Annotated in this window: 19 protein-coding genes; 6 read left to right on the top strand and 13 right to left on the bottom strand. The window is 61.7% G+C overall.

The features are described 5' to 3' along the window. Positions 1-88: 88 nt before the first annotated feature. Positions 89-1,429, bottom strand: coding sequence for a TlpA family protein disulfide reductase (locus KLP40_RS11775; protein ID WP_215593976.1), 1,341 nt, complete (start codon positions 1,427-1,429; stop codon positions 89-91). A 355-nt stretch (positions 1,430-1,784) separates the two neighbouring features. On the opposite strand from KLP40_RS11775, the gene KLP40_RS11770 reads away from it, so the two are divergent. The 4 genes from KLP40_RS11770 (at position 1,785) to KLP40_RS11755 (ending at position 6,285) form a co-directional block, all read left to right on the top strand. Further along, a complete protein-coding gene (locus KLP40_RS11770) occupies positions 1,785-4,079 on the top strand; it encodes an aconitate hydratase (protein WP_215593975.1) in 2,295 nt (764 codons plus the stop codon). 125 nt (positions 4,080-4,204) lie between these two features. Then, a complete protein-coding gene (locus tag KLP40_RS11765) occupies positions 4,205-4,678 on the top strand; it encodes a hypothetical protein (protein ID WP_215593974.1) in 474 nt (157 codons plus the stop codon). 114 nt (positions 4,679-4,792) lie between these two features. After that, on the top strand, positions 4,793-5,494 hold the full coding sequence (locus KLP40_RS11760; protein WP_215593973.1) for a TIGR02117 family protein: 702 nt from the start codon (positions 4,793-4,795) through the stop codon (positions 5,492-5,494). 71 nt (positions 5,495-5,565) lie between these two features. Next, a complete protein-coding gene (locus KLP40_RS11755) occupies positions 5,566-6,285 on the top strand; it encodes a carbonic anhydrase (protein WP_215593972.1) in 720 nt (239 codons plus the stop codon). A gap of 189 nt (positions 6,286-6,474) precedes the next feature. Here KLP40_RS11755 and KLP40_RS11750 read toward each other — a convergent pair whose 3' ends face one another. Together KLP40_RS11750 and KLP40_RS11745 are read right to left on the bottom strand one after the other, a co-directional pair. Next, positions 6,475-6,690 carry a hypothetical protein gene (locus KLP40_RS11750; protein ID WP_215593971.1) on the bottom strand — a complete coding sequence of 72 codons (216 nt, stop codon included), beginning with the start codon at positions 6,688-6,690 and terminating at the stop codon, positions 6,475-6,477. A 235-nt stretch (positions 6,691-6,925) separates the two neighbouring features. Continuing rightward, entirely contained in the window at positions 6,926-9,733 is a 2,808-nt protein-coding gene (locus tag KLP40_RS11745) for a S8 family serine peptidase (RefSeq protein WP_215593970.1), read from the bottom strand. 277 nt (positions 9,734-10,010) lie between these two features. On the opposite strand from KLP40_RS11745, the gene paaN reads away from it, so the two are divergent. Continuing rightward, a complete protein-coding gene (paaN, locus tag KLP40_RS11740; RefSeq protein WP_215593969.1) occupies positions 10,011-11,681 on the top strand; it encodes a phenylacetic acid degradation protein PaaN in 1,671 nt (556 codons plus the stop codon). A 131-nt stretch (positions 11,682-11,812) separates the two neighbouring features. On the opposite strand, the gene KLP40_RS11735 is transcribed toward paaN, so the two are convergent. From KLP40_RS11735 to KLP40_RS11710, 6 genes are all read right to left on the bottom strand, one after another. Continuing rightward, positions 11,813-12,076: a hypothetical protein gene (locus KLP40_RS11735; protein ID WP_215593968.1), complete on the bottom strand. Its 264-nt coding sequence runs from the start codon at positions 12,074-12,076 to the stop codon at positions 11,813-11,815. A gap of 132 nt (positions 12,077-12,208) precedes the next feature. After that, positions 12,209-12,946, bottom strand: coding sequence for a LytR/AlgR family response regulator transcription factor (locus tag KLP40_RS11730; protein ID WP_215593967.1), 738 nt, complete (start codon positions 12,944-12,946; stop codon positions 12,209-12,211). A 129-nt stretch (positions 12,947-13,075) separates the two neighbouring features. Continuing rightward, positions 13,076-14,149, bottom strand: a complete 1,074-nt coding sequence (locus KLP40_RS11725; protein ID WP_215593966.1) for a sensor histidine kinase — start codon at positions 14,147-14,149, stop codon at positions 13,076-13,078. A 14-nt stretch (positions 14,150-14,163) separates the two neighbouring features. After that, a complete protein-coding gene (locus tag KLP40_RS11720; protein ID WP_215593965.1) occupies positions 14,164-14,766 on the bottom strand; it encodes a DUF7010 family protein in 603 nt (200 codons plus the stop codon). A 90-nt stretch (positions 14,767-14,856) separates the two neighbouring features. Further along, on the bottom strand, positions 14,857-15,810 hold the full coding sequence (locus KLP40_RS11715; protein WP_215593964.1) for an alpha/beta fold hydrolase: 954 nt from the start codon (positions 15,808-15,810) through the stop codon (positions 14,857-14,859). Positions 15,811-15,993: 183 nt separating this feature from the next. Further along, complete coding sequence (locus tag KLP40_RS11710) at positions 15,994-16,317, bottom strand: hypothetical protein (protein ID WP_215593963.1); 324 nt, start codon at positions 16,315-16,317, stop codon at positions 15,994-15,996. A gap of 145 nt (positions 16,318-16,462) precedes the next feature. On the opposite strand from KLP40_RS11710, the gene KLP40_RS11705 reads away from it, so the two are divergent. Continuing rightward, positions 16,463-16,951 (top strand): energy transducer TonB, encoded by a 489-nt coding sequence (locus KLP40_RS11705; protein ID WP_215593962.1) that lies wholly within the window; start codon positions 16,463-16,465, stop codon positions 16,949-16,951. Between the two features lie 148 nt (positions 16,952-17,099). Here the strand turns inward: KLP40_RS11705 and KLP40_RS11700 are convergent, their stop codons facing one another. The 4 genes from KLP40_RS11700 to KLP40_RS11685 all read right to left on the bottom strand — a co-directional run bounded on the left by KLP40_RS11700 (position 17,100) and on the right by KLP40_RS11685 (position 23,958). Next, positions 17,100-17,648, bottom strand: coding sequence for a hypothetical protein (locus KLP40_RS11700; protein WP_215593961.1), 549 nt, complete (start codon positions 17,646-17,648; stop codon positions 17,100-17,102). A gap of 236 nt (positions 17,649-17,884) precedes the next feature. After that, the gene (gene dctA / locus KLP40_RS11695; RefSeq protein ID WP_215593960.1) at positions 17,885-19,135 is read right to left on the bottom strand and encodes a C4-dicarboxylate transporter DctA; all 1,251 of its coding nucleotides are present in this window, start codon (positions 19,133-19,135) and stop codon (positions 17,885-17,887) included. A gap of 56 nt (positions 19,136-19,191) precedes the next feature. After that, complete coding sequence (locus tag KLP40_RS11690; protein WP_215593959.1) at positions 19,192-19,893, bottom strand: hypothetical protein; 702 nt, start codon at positions 19,891-19,893, stop codon at positions 19,192-19,194. A gap of 126 nt (positions 19,894-20,019) precedes the next feature. Further along, on the bottom strand, positions 20,020-23,958 hold the full coding sequence (locus KLP40_RS11685; protein WP_215593958.1) for an Ig-like domain-containing protein: 3,939 nt from the start codon (positions 23,956-23,958) through the stop codon (positions 20,020-20,022). Between the last annotated feature and the right edge of the window lie 141 nt (positions 23,959-24,099).

Below are 24,099 nucleotides of genomic sequence, written 5' to 3'. Positions count from 1 at the left end.
ATAACAGCAGAAAGTCAATTTTACTGCTAAAAACTAAAAGCTAGTTCCCCCTCTCCCTGAGGAGAGGGGGCTAGGGAGTGAGGTGCCGTTACTCCGCCAGCAGCTGGTCGATGGTTTTGTTGAATTCGGCCTTTTCTGCCTCATAGTACTGGCCGGTGCCGGGGCCCGAGAAGCCGGTGTGAATCTTGCGGACTTCGCCCTTTTTATCGAGGAAAATGGTGGTGGGGAAAGCCAGCACCTTCTGCAGCTGCGGCAGCGACTTGCTGGCCTCCGCCGACGAGGCCTGCCCGGCCACGGCCAGGTCGTAACCAACGTTCATGCGCTGCTTCATCTTCAGCAGCTTCTGCGCCGCCAGGGCCTGGTCGGTAGTGCGCTCGTAGCCCAGGCCGATGATTTCCACGCCGCGCTGCTTGTTCTGCTCGTACCAGGGGGCCAGGAAATTGGTTTCGTCCATGCAGTTGGGGCACCAGGAGCCCAGAATCTGTACCACCACCACTTTTCCCCGGTACTTGGGGTCGGAAGGGGAGATGCTGGCGCCTTCGTAGATGCTCGGGAACTTGAAGTCGAGCTTTTTCTGACCGGGCTTCATGCCGGTCAGGGCGTTGGCGTCGGGCAGTTTGGCGGTGGGGTCGAGGGTAGCCGTCCAGGTTTCGTGGCCGGTCAGACCGGAGTAGAAGTCGCCCTGCAGCTCCGTAAAGGCAGGTTTAGTTGGCTTCGCATCGAACAGAAAGGCATGGCTCCCATCGAAGGTGGAGGTTTTCATGCGAAAATCACCCGTTTTGCTCCGAACGATATTGCCGGACAGATACCGATAATCACCAGTCGTGGTGAGGAACGTTCCGGCAACTGCTCCACTCGTCTTGTCATACGTAAAGATGCCGACCGCAGGAGTCGTTTCTCCTTCTTCACCTGTGAAGGTTACACGGTAAGTAGCGCCTTTCATTAATTCAGGCGCTATAACTGGGGCGAGCTTGTTTCCGTCTTGGTAATCATCGGAGAAAAGGGCCTGATCCCCCTTCTGCGCCGCAAACGGCACCCGGTAAGGCTTGCCGGCGTCGTACTTCACCCAAGAGCCTTTGAGCTTGCCCTCACCGTCAGCCCGCACGACCAGGGCGGCGTCGAATACGCCCAAGCGGATGGTGGTGGAGTCGCCGGCGGTGGTTATTTCGTCGAGTTTCAGGCGCTCCTCGCCGTTGCGCAGCGTCACGGTGGGCTGGCCGCCGTCCTGGGCTACGTCGAACAGAAACGGAATTTCCTGGCCCTGGGCCGAGAGCACACCTCGCCAGGTACCGGCCGAGAGGGGCGAGGCGGCCGCGTTGGCAGCGGGCGTTGTGGTGTCGGAGGAAGTGGAATTGGACTGGCAGGCCGCGGCGGCCAGCGCGAGTCCGGCCCCGGCAATGGCCTTGCGAAAAGAGAAGGCAACGGGCATAGTGAAGGAGGAGTTAAGTTGATTCGGGGCTAAACTACGGCGGCTGTCCGATAGTTTGGCCCGCTCACCCGCCCGACCATCCGCCGCCGCCGGCACCGGGCGGTAAAGTCCGGTCGAACTTGTCTGGTAACGGGCTGATGTTCTTGGGGCTGTGTACGGGTCGGCGGGACGGTGGGTAACCCCACCCGGCAATATCCGTTTGGTTAAGCAACAGCGGCCGCCCCGCCCGGAGCCCTACAGTCCCCGGGCCGCCCGGGCGCGCCCCCGAAAAGTTTGGGTCGCGCCCCGCCGCCTAGCTATATTTGCACATCTGCCCCGGCAGACCCGTTCTCTCCACTTTTTCCAGTTTGACATTATGGCATTCGATTTAGAAATGATCAAGGCCGTGTACGCCGGCATGGGTTCCCGTATCGAAGCGGCCCGTGCCACGGTCGGCCGTCCGCTCACCCTGACGGAAAAAATCCTGTACGCTCACCTGTACGGCGGCTCGGTTTCGCAGGCCTATGAGCGGGGCGTTTCCTACGTCGATTTCGCCCCCGACCGCGTGGCCATGCAGGATGCCACCGCCCAGATGGCCCTGCTCCAGTTCATGCAGGCCGGCAAGGCCCAGGCCGCCGTGCCCAGCACCGTGCACTGCGACCACCTGATTCAGGCCAAAGAAGGCGCCGATGAGGACCTGGCCATTGCTAACTCCGAAAACAAGGAAGTGTACGACTTCCTGGCCTCCGTTTCCAATAAGTACGGCCTTGGCTTCTGGAAGCCTGGCGCCGGCATCATTCACCAGGTAGTGCTCGAAAACTACGCCTTCCCCGGCGGCATGATGATTGGCACCGACTCGCACACCCCCAACGCGGGCGGTCTGGGCATGATTGCCATTGGCGTAGGCGGTGCCGATGCCGTGGACGTAATGGCCGGCATGGCCTGGGAGCTGAAGTTCCCGAAAGTTATCGGCGTGAAGCTGACCGGTAAGCTCTCGGGCTGGACGTCGGCCAAGGACGTGATTCTGAAAGTAGCCGGCATTCTGACCGTGAAAGGCGGCACCGGCGCCATCGTGGAGTACTTCGGCGAAGGCGCGAACAACCTCTCGGCTACCGGCAAAGGCACCATCTGCAACATGGGCGCCGAAATTGGAGCTACTACCTCGGTGTTCAGCTACGACGAGAAGATGGGCGACTACCTGCGCGGCACCGGCCGGGCCGAGGTAGCCGACCTGGCCGCCGGCGTGGCCGCCCACCTGCGCGCCGACGACGAAGTGTACGCCAACCCCGCCGCCTACTACGACCAGCTCATCGAAATCGACCTGAGCACCCTGGAGCCCTACGTGAACGGCCCGTTCACGCCGGACGCCGCCTGGCCGATTTCGGAGTTTGCCGCCGCCGTGAAGGAGCACAACTGGCCCGCCAAGCTGGAAGTGGGCCTCATTGGTTCCTGCACCAACTCGTCCTACGAGGACATCACCCGCGCCGCCAGCATCGCCAAGCAGGCCGCCGACAAGGGCCTGACCGTGCAGGCCGAGTACACCGTAACGCCCGGCTCGGAGCTGGTGCGCTACACGGTGGAGCGCGACGGGCTGCTCGACACCTTCGCCCAGATGGGCGGCGTGGTGCTGGCCAACGCCTGCGGTCCGTGCATCGGTCAGTGGGCCCGCCACACCGACGACCCCAAGCGCCGCAACTCCATCATCACGAGCTTCAACCGCAACTTTGCCAAGCGCAACGACGGCAACCCCAACACCCACGCCTTCGTGGCCTCGCCCGAAATCGTGACGGCCTTCGCCATTGCCGGCGACCTGACCTTCAACCCCCTCACCGACACGCTGACCACCAAAGACGGCCAGCAGGTGAAATTTGATGAGCCCCAGGGCATTGAACTACCCCCCCGCGGTTTCGCCGTGGAGGATGCCGGCTACCAGGCGCCCGCCGAAGATGGCTCGGGTGTGCAGGTGCTCGTAGACGAGAATTCGGACCGTCTCCAGCTGCTTGACCCCTTCAAGCCTTGGGAAGGCTCCAACCTGCTGGGTCTGCGTCTGCTCATCAAGGCCAAAGGCAAGTGCACCACCGACCACATTTCCATGGCCGGCCCCTGGCTCAAGTACCGTGGCCATTTGGACAACATCTCCAACAACATGCTCATCGGGGCCATCAACGCCTTCAATGAGGAAGCTAACTCGGTGAAGGACCAGCTTACCTCGGGTACGCCGTACGGCACGGTGCCCCAGGTGGCCCGTAACTACAAGGGCCAGGGCATCGGCTCGGTGGTGATTGGCGACGAAAACTACGGCGAAGGCAGCTCCCGCGAGCACGCCGCCATGGAGCCCCGCCACCTGGGCGTGCGCGCCGTGCTGGTGAAATCCTTCGCCCGGATTCACGAAACCAACCTCAAGAAGCAGGGCATGTTGGCCCTGACCTTCGCCAACAAGGCCGATTACGACTTGGTGGAGGAAAATGACACCATCGACATCCTCGGCCTGACGGACTTCCAGCCCGGCCAGCCCCTGCAGGTACGCCTGCACCACGAGGACGGCGACACGGACCTCATCACGGTGAACCATACCTACAATGAGGGGCAGATTGAGTGGTTCAAAGCCGGTTCGGCCCTGAACCTGATCCGCCAGAAAGAAGCCGGCGGAGCCGAACTGTCGGCCCGCTAGGTCTTTCGGATCTGCGTTGACCAGAAAATGCCTCCCTGACCGGGAGGCATTTTTTTTGTCCTTGCAACCCGCCGGTGCTCGTGGTGCTCTACTGAGTATCCTGTCACTGTTTCATAACATTTTCTATGAATCGAGTAACCGAATTCAGTGCCGCCCTGTTGCTGACCCTGGGCCTGCACGGCTGTGCCACCAACTGCGGCCTGGAACCAGAGCCCTGTGCACCACAGCCACTGATCATCAGTAGTCTGGAAACCGAGTATGGCTGTTCTGACACGCGCTTCCTGAATTCGCAACCGCTTGAATCCGCCGTCGTTATTCGTACCCAAGCCGACTTCGACCGGCGGGTCAGTGGCGAGTGCCACCCGCAGATCGATTTCACCAGGTTTGATCTAGTGATCGGCCAGCAGCAGATGAGCGGCAGCAGCTCGTCCAGCGTGACCTACTCTTATCAGTTCACCTGTCCCGCCAAGGAGCGGGTGCTCCGCGTGATGCTTAAGCCGGGCCTCACCGCCGACTTCGGCTTCCGTAGCTACCACGCGCTGGTACCCAAACTAGGACCCACCGAAACGGTGCGGGTAGAGGTAGAAGTAACGCCATAAGCGTGTTGTGCTTAGAGGCAGAATCAGCCGATTGCCACAACTGCATCAGCGCGTAGTTCAGCTTTTTTAGGCGGGCTGCGTATAGGGAGCCCAACCCGTACTTCCTTATTCTGCATGAACACGTCCGATCTGATCAAGAAAACCGCCAAAGTACTAGCCTGGACGGGGGGAGGCGTGGTGGGAACGGTGGCGCTTTACTTGGCGGCCGGGGCCGCACTATCCGCTATACCGGTGGCGGGCGCAGAGGCCCCGCCGGCACCCGGTGAGGAGTTTATTGAGGCCTACATCCTCTCCAACGGCGTGCATACCGACTTGGTGGTGCCCGTGCGGACGGCCCAGATGGACTGGTCGCAGCTACTGCCCTACGCCGATACGCCCGCCGCTGACCAGAGCCGGCAGTTTATCGGGTTTGGATGGGGCGACAAGGGCTTTTATCTCGAAACGCCCACCTGGGCCGAACTCAAGCTCAGCACCGGCCTCAAAGCCATGTTCTGGCTCAGCACCACGGCCATGCATACCACCTTCCACCACCGCCCCGCCGTGGGGGAAGATTGCGTACGCCTGAATCTGACGCCCGCCGAGTACACTCGCCTGATTCAGTTCATTCAGGCCAGCTTTGCGCCTGATGCAGCAGGCCGGCCCCGGCACCTTACCGGCCATAGCTACGGTCGCCATGATGCCTTCTACGAAGCCCGCCGCACCTACAACCTCTTCTATACCTGCAACACCTGGGCGAATGAAGGATTGAAAGTGGCGGGTCAGAAAGCGGCCCTCTGGACGCCCTTCGACTTCGGGATTTTCTGGCAGTACCGTTAAAACCGGCTTAGCTTTGTTTCAAAATGCGCGGCCCAGGTATCCAAGTGGCCGCCGCAACGTATAGAATTTCCATGACGACATACGACGAAATATTCGACAACAACCGCAACTGGGTGGCCTCCAACTCGGCCTCCAATTCGGACTTTCTCAAGCATCTGGCCGCCGATCAGAAGCCGGATTACCTCTACATCGGATGCAGCGACTCGCGCGTAACGGCCGAGGACCTGATGGGAGTGGCGCCGGGAGAAGTGTTCGTGCATCGCAATGTGGCCAACCTGGTGAACAACATCGACCTGAACGCCATGTCGGTGGTGGAGTATGCGGTAGCCCATCTGCACGTCAAGCACATTGTGGTGTGCGGGCACTATGGCTGCGGGGGCGTGAAAGCGGCCATGCAGTCGAAAGACCTGGGTATTATGAATCCCTGGCTGCGCAACATCCGCGACGTGTACCGGCTGCACCACGAGGAACTGGACGCCATTGAGGATGCCGATGCCCGCTACGACCGGCTGGTGGAGCTGAACGTGCAGGAGCAGTGTGCCAACGTCATTAAAACGGCTGTGGTCCAGAAAAGCTACCTCAACCGAAAAACTCCCATTGTGCACGGCTGGGTGTTCGATCTGAAAACCGGCCTGCTGAAGGACCTCAAACTCGACTACGAGAAGATGCTCCACGACATTCAGGCCATCTATAACCTGGGCGACGAACCCCTGTTCACCTACGAGCAGGACCCCGAAAACCCAGCCGAGGAAATTGCCTCCAAAGCCAAGGAAGAGTCCGAGCGGGTTTAATCCGTCGTCGGAACGACGGGGTTAGTACACGTTGCCAGCTGCCGGGCTTTCCCATATATGGGGCAGCTCGGTGGCTGGCACTTTGCGTAAGTGAAGGCTTGACCAAGGCAGGCCTGCGCAAGCCGCATAACAAAAAGGCTGCTTTCAGAACAGGTTCTGAAAGCAGCCAGTAAAGAGGTGGAAAAAAGGCTAGTTCAGCCAGATCTGGGCTACGGGCTCGAAGCGGTGGCGGGCAAAAGCACCGTAGGGGCGCTCGGCATAGAAGCCCAGCACGTGCACCTGCAAGCGGCCGGTTCGGGCATTGCGCCGCATCTGAACGGGATAAACCTGACCGGCCGTAGGCCAGTCGCCGATGTGGTCCGCGGGGCGTCCGAGGGCATCCACACAACGCGCGTATTGCTGCACGGGAAGAGGAACGGGGAGCTTCGTTTTTGACATATCCAAAGGTACGAATATTACCAGTTTTTACTAAATATATTAGCTGTAAATTTTGCGTTGACAGCTGCAAAATTTCATCTCATAAAGAGGTTATTTTGCTTCCAGGCAACCTATGATGATGTTTTCTGGAATAGAATCATACTATATAGCAACCCACAGTTAGACAAATGACTTGCTAAGATGGATAGTGAAATTTTGGGCTTCAGGGCTGGCGCAGCACCCGGTAAGTGGCGGTGCGCTGACCATTGCGGATTTTCACCAGGTACACGCCAGCCGGATAGGTGCTCAGGTCCAGGGTGGCAGTGGTCTGGTGGAAAGAATACGTGCCCAGTTCCTGGCCCAGCACGGAAAGTATTTGTACGCCGGTAAGGCCTCCCGGCAGCGTTAGCCGCAGCTGACCGGCAGTAGGATTGGGATAAACCAGCACCCCCGGCAGGGTGGCTGCAGACCGCACGGGCAGTACCTGCTGATACCGGGTCCGGGCTGCATCGGCGGCGGCCTGTAGCTGGGCCAGCGAAGGCGCGGCCAGCACCGCAAAAACCACAGTGGCCGAGTCGGCAGGTGCCAGGTAAGGCAACCGGGCTCCAATTACCTGGGAAATATCGGTGCCCGTGCTGGACACACTGGCGGCGTGCGTGGTTCCGCTGCTCAGCGCCAGCCATTTCTCAGCGGTACTGAAGCCATCAGCGAGTCGGATTTCTGCACCGGCCGGGGCCTGGTTGTCGATGGCGTAGGCGCTGGGGGTACCGCCGGTCAGCAATTGCACCCCCGTGTACTGCCCCGCGGTAACGGGGTCGTACACGTAGCCGAGCTGGCGGACGGAATCCCAGGCGGCCACGTTGCGGGCCGGCTCCCCGGGCAGATCCCAGTCCATGAACAAGCCCAGGCGCAATGGCTTCAGGGTATCGGCCGTGAGGTTGGTCAGGCGGTAATCCAGCACCACGTAATCTTGGTGCGGGGCAGCGGTCCAGGCCAGGGCGTGCTGGCGGATATGCACCCCCACAGCCCGGGGGCGGGCCACCGTAGGCAGGGCGTCGCGCAGCCGGCCTACCGCCTCCTGGTCGGCCCGGGGTGGGCCGGGCACGTAGGCCACGTGGGCCAGGGTCGAGAAATCGGTGTTGCTCTGGCCTGGCGTTGAGCGCACGTTGTCGGATACGCGGGTCGCCGAAGTGCCTAGCAGCAGTCCCCCTTCGGACAGCAGCGGGGGGCCTTGCAGGTAGCGCACGCCCCAGCCGGCCGTGGTATTCAGCCCGTCGTAGCCAATATTGCCCCGGCCCGTGAGCGTGAGGGAAAGGTTGTTAGCTTCCAGCACCACGTAGTTGGGGTTCAGCAATACGGTTTCGTACTGATCTTCCTGGTAGCCGGTAGCCGCGTCCCGGAGGCGGAAGCGCAGAACGGCCCGGGTATTGGAAGGCACTGAAGAGGCTACTTCCAGCCGGAAGGGCACACGCTCGTTGGCGCGCTGCTCCAGCGTAACGAGCGGCCCCACGGCAAAAGAATCCTGGCGGACGGTGAGGTAGGCAGAAAGCGAAGTGAGCTTCACGGTGAGGTTGTTGAGCGGCTGCAGCAGGTTCTGTACACGCACGGCCAGCCGCATGGTGTCGCCGGCGCCGTAAGCCGGACAGTCGGGCACGTAGGTGGTTTGCTGAATGCGGGCCGAATACTGAGCTTCCGTAACGGCCCGGTACACGTTCAGGCGGCCTGAGCCGAGCCGACCGGCGTAAGCTACATTGCCGGGCAGGGCGTCCACATTATCGGTAGTGCGCCGCAGCTGGGCGGCTACCTGAGCGGCCGTAAACTGCGGAAACCGCGTCCGGACCAGTCCCGCCGCTCCCGCCACCAGCGGGGCAGCAAAGGAAGAGCCAGTGACGGCAACGTAGTCAGAATCCGTATCGCCCCATGTCGTCAGGACGCTCACCCCGGGGGCCGAAAGGTCAATCCGGCGGCTGTAGGTAGCACTGCTACTACGCTCGTCCCTTACCGAAGTAAAAGCCACGGACAGCACGTTGTCGTAGCTGGCCGGGTAGAAGTCAAGCTCGGCGGGAGTATTGCCGGCGGCGGCCACTACCACCACATCGTGGTTGATGGCGGCGTAGTTGATGACGTCCTGCTCATACTGGGAGTAGCCGCCGGGGGCGCCCCAGGACAGGTTGATGACCTGGCAGCCGTGGTCGGCGGCGTATACGATGGCCTCGTAGCCCGCGAAGGAGCCGGTGGCGGTACTCGGGAAGATTTTCAGGGGCAGAAAGCGGCACTGGTAACCCACGCCGGCTATGCCTTTGCCGTTGTCCGTGGCGCCGGCCGCGCAACCGGCTACCAGAATGCCGTGGACACTGCGCGGGTCGCGGCCGGGGTTGTTGTCAGCATCGGCAAAATCCCAACCAGAGTAGTTGTCCACGTAGCCGTCGTTATCGTTGTCCAAGCCGTCGATTGGGTCCAGGCGGTTGGGCTGAAACTGGGAGGCCAGGTCTTCGTGGGTCAGGCGGGTACCGCCGTCGATGATACCGATAAGCAAGCTGGTATCGCCCTTGGTAATGTTCCAGGCGCGATAGGCCTGAATATTTTTCAAATGATACTGCCCCCCGCTACGGGTGGAGTCGGCCAGCGGATCGGAGGGTTGCGCCAGGGGAGGGTAGCTGTAGAGTGGTTCGGCGTAGTCTACCGCGCCGGTTTTGCGGAGGGTCTGGCAGGCTTCCGCTACCCTAACCTCGGCCGGTAGCGTTACCTGGTACAACCGGCTCAGGTCCACCGCGCCGGGTTGGTCGGGGCCGGGCGGGCGGCTGTGCGGATACTTGGGCCGGAGCGACATGGCGCCGAGGCGGGCCAGGGCGGCTCGCAGGGCCGGTGGGGGAGTAGCGTGGCCCGGCTTGAGCTTAAAAACCAAACACCCCGGCAGCACGGTTTTGGCGGGCGCTACGGCTTGAGCGCAGACCCCGGGGCCCAGCATCGGCCCGGCGAGCAGCAATAGTAGGCTGCCGGTAAGAATTCTCCGGAGTAATGGTAGGAGCATAGGTAAACCTGTAGATGGCCGAGGGCCGCGAATAAGTAAGGAGCCGCGCCCGCAGGCGTAACGCGGTCAGTATAAACGCAGTAAAGGGCCGGGTGGGTTGGGCTAGAACGGTTCGGGGGTGATTATGTAAATTTAGCCACTTTAACCCCCCAAGCCAGCCCGTAAGCAGACGTTTCGACCAACGTATTCATTTTGCGCCCCAACGGCTGACTTTACCTGTCACCTCCCCACCAGTGCCAGCGCGTGCGCTGCTTTTAACTTCCATCCCACTCCTTTTATGACCACCGAAACCACCCAGAAGCACCAGGCCACCCTCGACGCGGCCGTGGAGGCCCTGCACGGCCGCACGTTCTTCGCCGCTTTTCCCGAAAACCCTTCGCCTGACATCTACGGAGCCGAGGCCGACAAAGAAGGCCGGGCCCGCTTCAAAGCCCACCGCGACCAGCGCTTCACGGAGCTGCAGCAGGGCGAGCCCACTGCCTGGGCCGGCCAGGAAGACAGCCCCTACGAGCAGCAGCCCCTGGGCATTACCTACCCGTTTTTTGCTCCCGATACGCTGGTGAATAATGCCCAGGAGGTGTTCGGGCAGTGGCGCAAGCTCAAGCCGGCCCAGCGGGCGGCCCTGCTGACTGAGAGCCTGGAGGGCATGAAGGAGCGTTTCTTCGAAATTGCCTACGCCACCATGCACACCACCGGGCAGGCCTACATGATGTCGTTCCAGGCCAGCGGCCCCCACGCCGCCGACCGGGCCCTGGAAGCCATTGCCGCCGGCTACGAGGAGCAGACCCGCTTCCCGGAGGAAACCCGCTGGGAAAAGCCCATGGGCAAGTACAACCTCACCCTGCACAAAACCTGGCGGGCCGTGCCCAAGGGCGTGGCCCTGGTTATCGGCTGCTCCACGTTCCCGACCTGGAACACGGTGCCCGGTATGTACGCCTCGCTCGTGACCGGCAACCCGGTCATCATCAAGCCCCACCCCAAGGCCGTACTGCCCATTGCCATCGTGGTGGCTGAAGTGCAGAAGGTGCTGGCCGCCCACGGCCTCGACCCGCGCATCTGCCAGCTGGCCGTGGATGCCAACGACCACCTGATTGCCAAGGAACTGGCCGAAAACCCCGCTGTGAAGCTCATTGACTACACCGGCGGCTCAGCCTTCGGGGAGTACATCGAGGGTCTGAAGGGCAAAACGGTGTTCACCGAGAAAACCGGCGTCAACTCCATCATCCTCGACAGCTGCCCCGACCTCGACAAGGTGGCCCAGAACCTGGCTTTTTCCGTGAGTTTGTACTCGGGGCAGATGTGCACCGCGCCCCAGAACTTCTTCATTCCCCAGGATGGCGTGCAGGTGGCCGGCGAGCTGGTGCCTTACGAAGAAGTAGTGCAGAAACTGGCCGCCGCCGTAACGGGCCTGGCTCAAAACCCCAAAGCCGGCCCCCATGTGCTGGGCGCCATTCAGAGCTCCGCCACCCACGAGCGGGTGCAACAGCTCGCCTTTAAAGGCGGCCGCAGCATCCTGGCCCACGGCTCGGTGGAAAATCCGGTATTCCAGAACGCGCGCACCTGTTCGCCGAGCATCCACGAAATCAGCGCCGACCGGGTGGAGCAGTTCAGCCAGGAACTGTTCGGGCCCATCATGCTGATTATCAAAACCCGGGACACCCAGGAAAGCATCCGCCTGGCGGCCCAGCTGGCCCGGGAGCACGGCGCCATCTCCTGCGGCGCCTACACCACCGACCCCGACATCAAGGAGCAGATCATGGACGAAATGAGCCTGGCCGGAACTCCCGTGAGCTTCAACCTGACGGGCGGCATCTACGTGAACCAGAACGCGGGCTTCTCCGACTTCCACGTCACGGGCGGCAACCCCGCCGGCAACGCCTCCTTCACCAACCCCGAGTTTGTCATCAAGCGCTTTACCTGGGTAGGCTTCCGCGAACCGATAGCCTAGTTAGCTTTAGCTATTGGCTGTTGGCTGCTGGCTGTTAGCTGAAAAAGTACGCCCCTCTTCACCTGCTTATCAGGGAAGAGGGGCGTACTTTTTCAGCCAACAGCCAACAGCCAACAGCCAACAGCCAAAGGCTACCGACCTTTGCTGTACTTGTATTTTTTGGGCGCGTCCACGGTGCGGTGCTTCTGGGCATCCTTGGCGTTGAGGTCGAGGTTGAGGCCCAGACCAATTTTCTGCCGCTGTTTGTAGGCCCGGGATTTATCGTTGCTGCGCTTGGTGCGGTGAGTCGAAACGGTGCCGTAGCGGCCGGTGCGTTCCAGCATCTTATCCTCGCTGGAGCAGGAAGTGCCCAAAAACAGGAATACGAGAGCAGAACAGAGTAATGAAACTTTCATGGTAAAGAGCAATGCGGTGGTGTGTAGTGGCTGATTCCGGCGGAGGATCAGCCACTTACTCCTCTGTGTACTCCGATGAAAGCGAAAAGGATACACCCGGATCGGAATAATCCTGCCAGAATTCTGTTCACTCTATAGGCTCAGTAGTTCCCGAAACCGGCCCGACTGCTGGCGCGATACCTCCACCTCCGGCCCGCCCCGCAACCGGATCTTGAGCGTGTTGCTGAACCAGGGCTCAATGCTTTCCACCCACTCCAGGTTGATAATCTGCTGACGGTTGACGCGGAAGAAAACCCGGTTGTCGAGGCGCTGTTCCAGATGTTGCAGGGTGCGCGGAATCAGGGGGCGGTGGTTGTCGAAGTAAATCTGGGTGTAGCTGCCGTTGATTTCAAACAGGCGCACCTCGGCCAGACGCACAAACCAGCACCGCTCCCCATCTTTCACAAACACCTGATCCTGGGCGCTGAGCGGGGTGATGGCCGCCTCCGGCTCCGGCCGGACGGACGCCACCGGGGCCGCGGGCAGCCGGGGCCGCACTTTGTCGAGGGCGGCGGCGAGGCGGTTTTCCTGGATGGGCTTGAGCAGGTAGTCCAGGGCGTTCACCTCGAAGGCCCGCAGCGCATACTCGTCGTAGGCAGTGGTGAAGATGACCTGGGGCGCGTCGTCGAGGGAGGCCAATAGCTCGAAGCCGGTTTCGCCGGGCATGTGGATGTCGAGAAACAGTACCTCGGGCCGGAGCGTGCGGAGCTGGGCGCGGGCTTCCTCGGCGTGCCGGGCTTCGCCCACCACCTCCACTTCCGGAAAGGCCGCCAGCAGGTGGCGCAGCTCGGTGCGGGCCAGGCGGGAGTCGTCAACAAGCAGAACTTTCATGAATCACGAATTGACGCTGATTAAATTGATTTCCTGCGCGCAGATTGCCGCTGACGGAAAGGATTTCATTGATTTTTTTGCTGAAGAAGGTCACGCGTCCGTTTATCCCTAATCCCTAATCCCTAATCCCTAATCCCTGACCGGCAACTGCAGGTGGGCGACTACGGTGTCGGGGGTGTGGGGGTCGTTGGTGAGGTGCAGGTGGGCGGCGGGGCCGAAGAGCAGGGCCAGCCGTTCCCGGGCGTTGCGCACGCCCACGCCGGGGTGGTCGGGGGCGGGGGCGTAGTGCCCGGTGTTGCGGACGGTGACGTGCAGGGTGTTGGAGTCGTTGAGCTGGGCCGTGAGCTGGATGGTGCCGCCGGCCGGCCGGGGCGCGAGGCCGTGCTTAATGGCGTTTTCCACCAGCAGCTGAAGCGTCATGGGCGGAATGGGTACCTCGAGAGCGGCCGGGTCCACGTCGAGGCAGTAGCGCAGGCGCTCTTCGAGCTGAATGGCTTCGAGCTGGAGGTAGTGCTCCACAATTTCGAGCTCCCGGCGCAGGGGCACCTGCTCGGTGCTGTTGAGCTGGATGGAGTAGCGCAGCAAATCGGAGAGGTGAGTAATCATGTGACGGGCCCGGGCGGGGTCTTCCATCACCAGGGCCCGGATGTTGTTGAGCCCGTTGAACATGAAATGAGGGTTGATCTGGGCTTTGAGGGTGCGCATTTCCGCCTCGCGCACGGCGGCGGTCAGCTTCCACTGGTCCACCTCGGCCTGCCGGGAACGGCTCAGGTAGTGCCAGCCAAAGTAGAAACCCTCCCAGAGCCAGAGCATAAAGTTCACGTTGAACACGTAGCCTACGAACTGTCCCCAGCCGTGGGGCTGCCCGGTGGGCGCCGGCCGCACTACCCAGTAAATCAGGGCCCAGATAATCACCTGACTCAGCACCGATAGCACCAAGTTGGTAACCAGTAGCCGCCCCAGCAGCGGCAAGGGCGCCAGCTGCACCCAGTTCCGGGCCCGGATAAAGTAGCGCAGGGCGTGGGTGAGGCCCAGCAGCGGCAGCACAATGGCCACCGTAATAGCCACCAAATCGGGAGAAAACCGGGAGAAAACCGAGAACAGCACCAGGTTGAACACCGCGTACAGCGTCCAGCCCAGGGCCTGACAGTACCAGTAGGCCCGGCTGGGCGGCGGAATGGGGGCGGAAGAGAACAGGGCCACGGGGCGAGGAGAAATCAGGCGGTCAGGGAGGGGCGGCGTGAGGGAGAGGAAGCTTCGTAGGTCAGGCGGTTGCGGCGGTAAGAAACGAAAAGCAAACCCGCCAGCACCAGCAGCGCCACCACGAGGAACAGCGGAATCAGGTACAGCTCGGCCGCCGAGGTAATGCGCAGGCCGAGGATGACGCATCCTGCGGCAATGAGGCCGGCCAGCAGAGCGTAGGGCCGGGCGTTGTAAAACCAGGCGTAGGGGAAAAAATGGGCACCCGTGATAATGCCATAGACCATGATAAAGTGCTGCGGATAACGGCTAAACACGAACAGCAGCATCGGGAAATAGAAGAGCTGGGCGAAGTTCAGCCACAGGCCCAAGGGCTGCAGGGGGTTATCGGGCAGCGTCCAGGTGGTGCCGAATGCTTTGGACAGCAGCGCGGCCAGCGGCAGAACCAGGGCCCCCACGAAGAAAGTAATGAAGCTGAGCCGGGCCGGGGGGTAGGGCAGCGTCCAGACGAAGGCAATGGCGGCCCAGACGAGGGTGGCGGCCACAATGAAGTCGAGGCCGTTTTTGGCCCGGACCGAGAGTTCCAGCCGGAGCCCGAGGAATTCGGAAGCAGTGAGCATTGCAATGGAAGAGTAAAGCAGTGTTGTGGGCAAGGCAGGGCAGGGGCCGCGAATGTACGGACAGGTTTCAGCTGCGGCCCCGGTTGCGCCTTACTTCTGGGCCACGGCGGGCTGTTTCAGGAATGCATCGGCCTGCCGGAAAAACCACTGGGTGTCGTCGTACATAAGGAAGTGGCGGCCGGCCTCCGACATTTCTACCCGGTGGCGCGGGAGTTTGGCGTACTGCTGCTCGAAAATGGCCCGGGTGCTTTCCTTGGTGGAACCGTAGGCCTGATAAGCGGCCCAGGCCCCCAACACCAGCACGGGCTGCTGAATGCGGGCTACTGCGGGGCGCAGGTCGGTGGTGTACATATCGTACATGGCCTGGGCCACGGTGGCCGGGTCGGAGGCCTGGCCCCAACGGGCCACCTGGCTGATGCGGGCCGTATCGGTGACCAAGCCGGCTACCATCTGGCGCTGCTGGGCGGGGTTCATACGGCCCTGGGTCATCTGCCGGCGCATCTGCTCGGCGATGGGGCGTACCTGCTCCACGGTGGCGGCCGGGTTCTGGATAGCGCCGATGAAGGGCAGCGAATCCACGATAACCAGCGGCCCCAGCGCCTCGGGGGCGGTGCTGCTCATCCAGAGGGCCATAAATCCGCCCAGGCTGTGGCCGATAACGGCCGGTTTGCTCAGCTGCTGGGTGTTCACGTAGGCCAGTAGCTGGTCGCGCACGTTCTGCAGCAGCTGGTCGGTGCTGGCCGGGGCAGCATTGCCCCCGAAACCGGCCAGACTGATGATGTGGCACTGGTACTGCTTCTGGTAGTGGGCCACCGTTTCGTCCCAGACCGCGCCGGGGCAGGTCAGGCCCGGAATCAGCAGCATGGGCCGGCCCTTGCCCACTACCTGCACCGTGAAGTTGGGGTGAGCGGCCGGGTTGTCGGTGGGCCGGGCAGCGGCGGCGGGGTGTCCGGCGGTAGCGGCGGCAGGGGCAGCGGCCAGGGGCAGCGTGGTGCTGAGCAGCAGGGCGGCGGTCAGGGAGCGGAAGGTGGTGGTCAGGTGCATGGCGAAAAGCGGTTAGGAGAAGGAGTGAGACGGAAGAATGAGTCAAACCTACTACCTGTAACCGCGCCGGGAAACTGCTTTTGGGCGAACGGTACTACCGGCCGCCGAACGGTTCGGCAGCCCGGCCGAATGGTGGCCACCCACCCCGCGCGGGGGCCATCCGCCGACCGGTGCTGGAACGCGCTAGATGATGTTGCGCAAATCCTGGCGCAGGTGCTCGATGCCGCGCCAGATTTCATCCCAGGCGTTGTGGTCCTGCGGGGTTGCCGCCGGCGGCGTGCCCGTGGCGGGCGAGGTCTGATGCAGGCGCTCCTGAAGGCGGGCGCGCTTGGCCTCCAGGGCCACCGCGTGCTGGTGGTAGGTAGCCGTGGAGCCGGCCACCGTGGCGTGGGCCCGGTTGTGCAGGGTCCGGATTTTCGCGTCCAGCTCGGTCAGGGCCTGGTGCAGGGCGTCGGCACTGAGGTTGGCCGGGGCACGCATGTGGTCGGGGGCGGGAGTAGTAGGCATAGCAATCAGGAAGGACTAAAACGGAGTACGGAGTCCGGAAATGGTACCGGGCGCTGATAAAGCAGGACGCAACCTGTGTTACCAACAATTCAACAATATAACTATAATAATAGGCTCATGCAGCGCTCTGCTCCGCTTTCTAGCTTTGGCAGTACTTCTGATCAACTACCTGGTTATGATGCCAAAACTACCGCTGCTACTGCTTTTGCTCACGTTGCCCGCGGGCGTGCTGGCTCAGTCGGGCCCGGTGGCCCTCACCGACAGCGGCCACAGTGCCACGGCTGCCAGCCCGGAGCCGGCCCCCCCGGCGGCGGCCGAAGTATACCATACGGCCGAGCAGCCGCCGGCCTTCCCGGGCGGCCCGGCAGCTTTCCAGAAATTTATGAGCAAGGAGCTGCACTACCCCGATGAAGCCCTGCGCCGGGGCCTGTCGGGGCGGGTGTACGTGCGCTTCCTCGTCACGGAAGCCGGCCACATCCAGGACGCGGAAGTGGTCAAGGGCCTCGGCGGCGGCCTCGATGAGGAGGCCCTGCGCCTGGTACGCATCATGCCCTGGTGGACGCCCGCCCGCATCGGCGGCCAACCCGTGCGTTTCTCCTATACCCTGCCCATCATCTTCCGGGCCTTGGATTAAAGGTGAGGTGGTGAAGTGGTGAAATGGTGAAATGGTGAGATAGTGAGATGGTGAGTTTGACGTTCTGGAATCCTGATAGCGCAGGTTATTTATGCCGCGCAATCAGGATTCCAGAACGTCAAACTCACCATCTCACCATTTCACCATTTCACCATCTCACAGGGAGGGCCAGTTCCCGGGCCAGGGGGGCGGCGGCGGAGGCGTAGAGTAGGGTGAGCAGCTCGTTCACGGCAGGTGCGAATTCCACCCGGTAGTCCTCGTGGAGCTTGCCAAGGGCCTGCAGCACCTCCTGGGTGCGGCGGGCCAGGTGCTGGAGCAGCGGCTGGCTGGGGCCGTGGAGGCGGGCGGTGGCCTCGGGCTGATGATGCAGCACGTTGCGCAGCAGACGCAGGCTCAGGTCGAGGGTGCCGGTGGCGTCGCCCGTGATTTTCGCGTGGTAGGTGAGCCGCTGCTGGAGCTGACGCAGGATATGGAGCAGGTCGTTGGGCGTCTGGTGGAAGCCGCGCACCGGGTCATCGACCTGCTGGCGCAGCCGCTCCCGGCGCAACGCCAGCCCGTCCTCACCCTCCAGCAGCCGAAACGCAAGCTGCTCGGTGAGCACCGCGTCCTGGGCCACGAGGCGGGCCAGCAGCTGGTCTTTCTCTTTGGTGGGCAGGCTGAATAAGGCTTTGCGAAGATCGGGGGAAAGGGCGGGCATGGGGAAGAGAGGTTGGATGGGTGAATGGTTGGATGGGTGAATGGTTGGATGGTCATTGCGAGGAGACACGACGAAGCAATCCGTCCTTCACCTTCTTCCCAGCTTCGACCTATTTCAAACCCCTTGGCGTCCGCACGTCAGGGGCTTCGTGTTTGCTCCGGGCTTTGGACTGCGTGAAGGACGGATTGCTTCGTCGTGTCTCCTCGCAATGACCATTCACCCATTCACCGAGTCACTCATCCCCCAATGGCCAGCTGGTGCTTGTGCTCGTCGAATTCGCCTTCGCTCTTGGCAATGACGACGGTGGCCACGGCATTGCCGATGAGGTTGGTGATGGCCCGGGCTTCCGACATAAACCGATCCACGCCCAGCAGCAGGGCCATGCCTTCCACGGGAATGACCTTGATGGCCGCCAGCGTGGAGGCCAGCACGATAAAGCCCGAGCCCGTAACGCCCGCCGCGCCCTTGCTGGTGAGCATCAGAATGCCGATGATGGTGAGCTGCTGGCCCAGGGTAAGCGGCACCTGGAAGGCCTGAGCCAGGAAAATGGTGCACATTGAAAGGTAGATGGTCGTGCCATCGAGGTTGAAGGAGTAGCCCGTGGGCACCACCAGCCCCACCACCGGCCGGGCGCACCCGAAGGCCGTGAGCTTGTCCAGCAGCCCCGGCAGCGCCGACTCCGACGACGACGTGCCCAGCACAATCAGCAGTTCCTCCCGGATAAAGACCAGCAGCCGCCACAAGCTGAACCCGTAGAAGCGCGCAATACCGCCCAGCACCCCGAAAATGAACAGAAACATGGTCAGGTACACCGAGCCCATGAGCAAAGCCAGGGGCCGCAGCGCCGCCAGCCCGTACTTGCCGATGGTGAAGGCCATGCCCCCGAACGCGCCCAGCGGGGCCAGCTTCATCACCAGGCTTAGCACCCCGAAAAACACCCGGCTCAGGCGCTCCAGCGTGTCCAGCAGCGGCCCGCTCACGGCAGCCGGCACGCGGGCCAGCGCCGCCCCGAACAGCACGGCCACCAGCAGCACCTGCAGCACCTCGCCGCTGGTGAAAGCGCCCACGAAGTTATCGGGGATGATGTGGGTGAAGAAGGCCAGCCAGTCCATGTCGGCGGCTTTCTCGCTGTACTGGCGGGTGGCCGCAGCCCCGGCGGCCACCGGACCAGTGGCCACACCCGCGCCGGGCCGGATGAGGTTGGCGGCGGCCACGCCAATCACCAGGGCCAGGGTGGTCACGAGCTCGAAGTAGAGCAACGCCTTGCCGCCCAGGCGGCCCACCTTCTTCAGGTCGCCGATGTTGCCCATGCCCAGCACCACCGTCAGGAAGATGATGGGGGCGATGAGCATTTTGATGAGGCCGATGAAGGCGTCGCCGAGGGGCTTGAGGCCGGCCCCGAAGGCGGGGAACAAAGCGCCCACCAGCACCCCCAGCCCAATGGCCACGAGCACCTGCACGGTGAGGTTACGAAACAGTTTAGGCATATCCCGGCAAGATATACTCCGCTAGGCTGTTTTCACTGCCAAACACTGTGCGAAACCTAAGCCTCTACCCACCACTGCCGCCGTAGCTTCCAAGTGGAAAGGGTGGCAAGAAGTAACAGCAGCAGCCAAGTATTGCGCCACTCGGGGGCGAGATAAAAAGCAATGTCAGACACGATTATATCCTTGACACGGATCAGTGTCATCGGTTCTTGAAATGGCATTACATCATGACACATACATGGATCGGCAATGTAGCCTACATTTTCAACGAAATTGGCTGGCGGCATCCGAAATGCATAAGCCGTTCCACCTGCCGGAGCATTCACAAACCAGTATAGAATGTCAGATTGACGTTCTAACGAGGCCAACAGAGATGCTCCTCCATATGATGGAGCCCCATCAAAATGAAAAGCCACTCCCTGCCAGGTGGCTCCTTGGGTATTTTGAGGCAGCGAGAAGTGAAGTTGTTGTTCGTAAAAATACCGAAGCCAAGTAGACGATGGAACTGTCTGAACCTGACGGGCTATACTCAACTCATGGATACCTTCATCTATTCGGTGTTGCAGTAGATTAGTGTGCCAGCCGAATTTCAGAGGACCAGGAACAAGCAGTGCGACCAAGTGCATTCGTGCTCCTCCCCGCAGTTGCGGCACCGCCACGCAACCCAGCCACAGCAGCCACGCCAGGGCCAGCAGACCCGGCGGCAGCAACAGGCGGCGGCGGGTGCGACGGGGGTAGGGGAGCAGTAGAGCAGACATAAGTAGCGGGTAGGATAAGTGACGGAAGATAAACGGTCCGGGCCGGAGTTTTCGTGTGAAAACGAAAAACGCCCGCTTCTTCCGGTAGCGGAAAAAGCGGGCGTTTACCCGTACAGGCAAGAAGGACTATTCCTTCACCAGACGTTTCGTGAACTGCTGGCCATTTTCGGCCCGCACCAGCACGATGTAGGTGCCAGAGGCCACGGCATGCAGGTCCAGGGCGGGCTCGGCACCACCTTCGGCGCTCAGGTGTAGCACCTCACGTCCCACATTATCCAATACCCGAACCTGGTAGGTGCCGGCGGGCAGCAGGCGCATATCGAGGCGGGTGAGGGCGGTGGCAGGGTTGGGGTAGAGGGTAATATCAGCCGTTACATCGGGGCGGAAGGTAACCGTCCGGATGCCGGAGTAAGTGGCCGTGCCATCACGGTCTACCTGGCGCAGGCGGTAGTATACGAGGCCAGTGCTGCGGGCGCCCACCCCGGCATCGGTGTGCGCGTAGCGGGTGGCCTGGTTGGTAGTGCCGCGGCCGGCTACGCGGGTGATGATGCCAAAGGTGCGGCCATCCAGGCTGCGCTCCACCTCGAAGTGGTCATTGTTGAGCTCGGCGGCCGTTTCCCAGGTCAGCAGCGCATCGGTGCGGCCGCTGAGCTGAGCCTCGAAACCCGTGAGGGTAACCGGCAGGGGCTGGTTGCCAACGGGCAGGCTGTACGTAGCCGTATTGCGGCTACCGGCCCCGCTGACATCGGTGGCAGTGTAGGTAAATTGGGCCGTGCCTACGTAAGCAGCTTTGGGGTCAAAGAAAAGCTTGCCAGCATCGGCCAGCATAATTTCCTGCCCCGGAATGACCACCACGTTATCGAGGAAGAGCACGCCCGCATCAGCGTTGGGCAGGGTCTGAATGATAAACGAATTCAGGGCCGGACCGGCCGTCACGGTAGCGCTCAGAGCGGCAATGCTGGTGGCCGGCGCCTCGTTGCTCATAAAGCGGTTGTTTACGTCGTTGGCCGTCAGGCCTACCGTGCAGGTACCGAAGTAAATATCGTCGAGGCCGAAGTCGTTGCCACCCGTGGCCTTGTTCACATCCCGGATTTCAAACACGGCCGTGGTGCTGCTGCCCGAAAACCAGAGGTCGGCAATCTGGGTGTAGTTACGGGTGCCATCGAGCGTGGTAACGTTCGAGGTCGACTTGCCATTGATGACGAAGCCAAGCTGGGCCGGACTGTTACCGTTAACGCTGTTGGCATAGGCCGAGAAGCTGTAGTACGTGTTGGGCTGCACATTGATGATTTGCTGGTAAACCACCGACAGGTTCTGCGAGCCGTTCACAATCATGAAGTTGTCGCCCACGCCATTGCGGCCCGTGCCACTGAAGGAGGGATGGTAGTTGGCGGCTTCGGCACCAACCCCGTACAGGGCTTCGGGTACCAGCTCGCGGTTGGTGGCCGGGTCATCAACCACGTAGCCGTAAGCGGAGCTAAAGCCCGTGTTGCCATCCGTGAAGCTGGGGTTCACCACCAGGTTGTTACCCGTGCCGATGGTACACACCTGATTGCTGTCATACACGTTCAGGGTAACGGTGGAGATGTTGGAAAACTCGGGCGAGGCACCCGGTACGCGCACGCGGTACGTGAACGTATCGGGACCCAGGTAGCCGCCTACGGGCGTGTAGCTGTAGCTGCCGTTGGCGTTGAGCGTAAGCGTGCCGTGGCTGACCCCGGCGCCTACCAGCTGCACTTCGAAGCCGTTATTAGCTAAGTTCTGCGGGTTGGCATCGTTGAGGATGATGTTGCCCGTTTTGGTGGTATTGGCGGGTACTTCGTTGGAGTCGTCGTTGGTTACAAAGAAGTTGCCGGCCTGCACTGTTACGTTCAGCGTGAACTGGTCGACGGCGCTGTTTGAGCCCTGACTGGTGGTGGTGCCCACGTTACTGACCAGGGTATTGGCGCCCTGCGTAGCGGGGGAGCGGAAACTGAATGTATAGGTGTTGGTAGTACCGCTGTTGAGCACGGGTACTGTACCAAAGTTGATGGTGTTGGTGGCCGCATCGTAACCAGCCGTAGAAGGCAGGGCCGCCTGTTGAGCTGCCGTCATGGTGGCACCCGTGGGCAGGCGCACGGTCTGCGTGACCTGAGTAGCCGGCTGAGGTCCATTATTGGTGAACGTGACAGTAAACGTGCCCGACGACAGGTTGGCGCCCAGTGTGGCGGGGCCGCTCAGGGAAGTCGTCACATCGGCCACCGGTCCTACCACCGGAATGGTGTACGTAGCGGGCGTGTTGGAGCTGATGCCGGCGTTGTTAACGGCGTAAAACGTAAACGTGGCGTTACCCGTGAAACCAGGTTCCGGGTCGAAGCTAAGCGTGGCCGCCTCCGCCGCCGTCAACGACTGGTTGAGCGTGATGGGCGCGCCGCCCTGCCCCAGGTACAGGATGCCGCTGGCGGGAGCCGGCAGGCTGGCAATCAGATAGCGCGTGACTGAGCCGCCCGCGTTGGGGTCGGAGCCGGCCAGAGCGGCAATACCGGTAGCGGCATTGCTGCTGGGCATGGCCGGCGAGTTGGTTACGTTGGTCGCCGTGGGCGGCAAGGCACTCTGCCCGGCGCACAGGGCGCTGTTGGGAACAACCTGCCGGCTGATGCCTGCGCCGGCCGCGCTGCTGTATTCCAACGTCAGCACATCGCCCCCACCGTCTTCGCCATAGTAGACCAACACGTTGTGCAGGCCGGCCGACAGGGTGACGGTGTTTTGTACAGTTCTCGATCCGTGCAGACCCCCGTTGTTAATGAAGGCATTCGCAACGGTAGGAGAGAAGGCATTGCCATCTATCCACATGAAGGACGCATCATCGGAAGTCAGATAGAAGGTGTAAGCGCCCGTGGCAGGAACGTACACGCTCCCACGGTGGCGGGTCGAAAACTGATTCGGGTTGGTGGCAGTGCCTGTAGCCGGGGGCACAATGTTGCCCCAGCTGCTGCCGCCAAAGTTCAGCTGCGGATCGATGCGCGTGAGCCCGGGTGTAGTAGTGGCAAAGAAATTCAGGTTGTCAGCAAAATATCCGGGGTAGTAATTGGCCGAGAGACCACTCGAAGGGGCCCCGCCGCCGTAGGCCGGTCCGCAGTTGGCGGGCGGAGCAGGAGCCACAAGGGGAATGGTGTAAGTGGCCGCGGACGGGCTGAAGTTGCCGTTGCTGTCGGTCACGCGGTAGGTGAAGGTCAGATTCTGCGTGGTGGAGCTGGCTGGCGTATAGAAGAGCTGACCAGCTTCCGTTGCGTTCAGCGACTGTCCGGCCGTCAGGAGCGGACCGTTGCTACCCAGGCGCAGGGTTCCCGAGGCGGGAATGGTCAGCAGCGTGAAATAAGACACCGTAGCCCCGGCCGGGCCGGTGATGGTGGCACGCAGGGGGCTGATCTGAGTGGGAAAAGTGGTAGCCGACGTACTGATGACCGCCGTCGTGACGTTGTTTGCTGTGAGCTGGTTGTTGGCCATCGGGGCCGTCAGCGCCACATCGTCGATGCCGAAGTCGTTGCCACCCGTTGCCGTTCTCAGGTTGCGCAGGCGCAGGATGAGTTGCGTGCCGCTGCCGGGATTTACCGTCACGGTGTTAAGCTGCCAGTTTCCCCCGTCGTTGGGATTCGTGAACGAAGTACCGACATCGGTGCCGTTAGCGGAAACCTGGATCTGCGCCCGGTTCGTGTTAATGGCATTCAGCAGCCAGAAGGAGAATTGGTAATTCTGATTCGGGGTAAGTCCGGTAACGGTCTGTTCCCACAGGATGGTGGTAGCCGAGGTAGCTCCGTCGGCAATCAGATACTGGCCGGAGCCGGTAGTGTGGTCGCCGAAAGAACCGAAGGCCGTGTTGAAGGTCTTACTGTCGGTAACCAGGGCGTAGCGACCGGCCGTGGAGTTGCCGGCGGGAGTAGCTACGTACGTGTACTGCGACGTGAAACCCGTGTTACCACTTTCAAAATCGGGGTTGGTCAGCAGGTTCTGGGCCCGACCCGGCAGAACCGTCAGTAAGGCCGCCAACAACGGCAGCCAGCACCGGGAGAATAAGGGTGAAGTCATACGAGTAAGTGTAGGTGATTGGAAAGGGGGCAGTAGTGGTTAGGGAGGGCCCGACGTGCAGACCAGACTTGCGAGAGGGAATCAAGGATGAAATCCGACGGTTAACCGGATTCTCACGCGAAACAAATCAACTGTAAAATT

The sequence above is a fragment of the Hymenobacter piscis genome (assembly GCF_018760735.1).
GTDB lineage: Bacteria > Bacteroidota > Bacteroidia > Cytophagales > Hymenobacteraceae > Hymenobacter > Hymenobacter piscis.
Note: the sequence above shows the minus strand (reverse complement) of the source record. Positions and strands in the feature narration are given on the sequence as shown.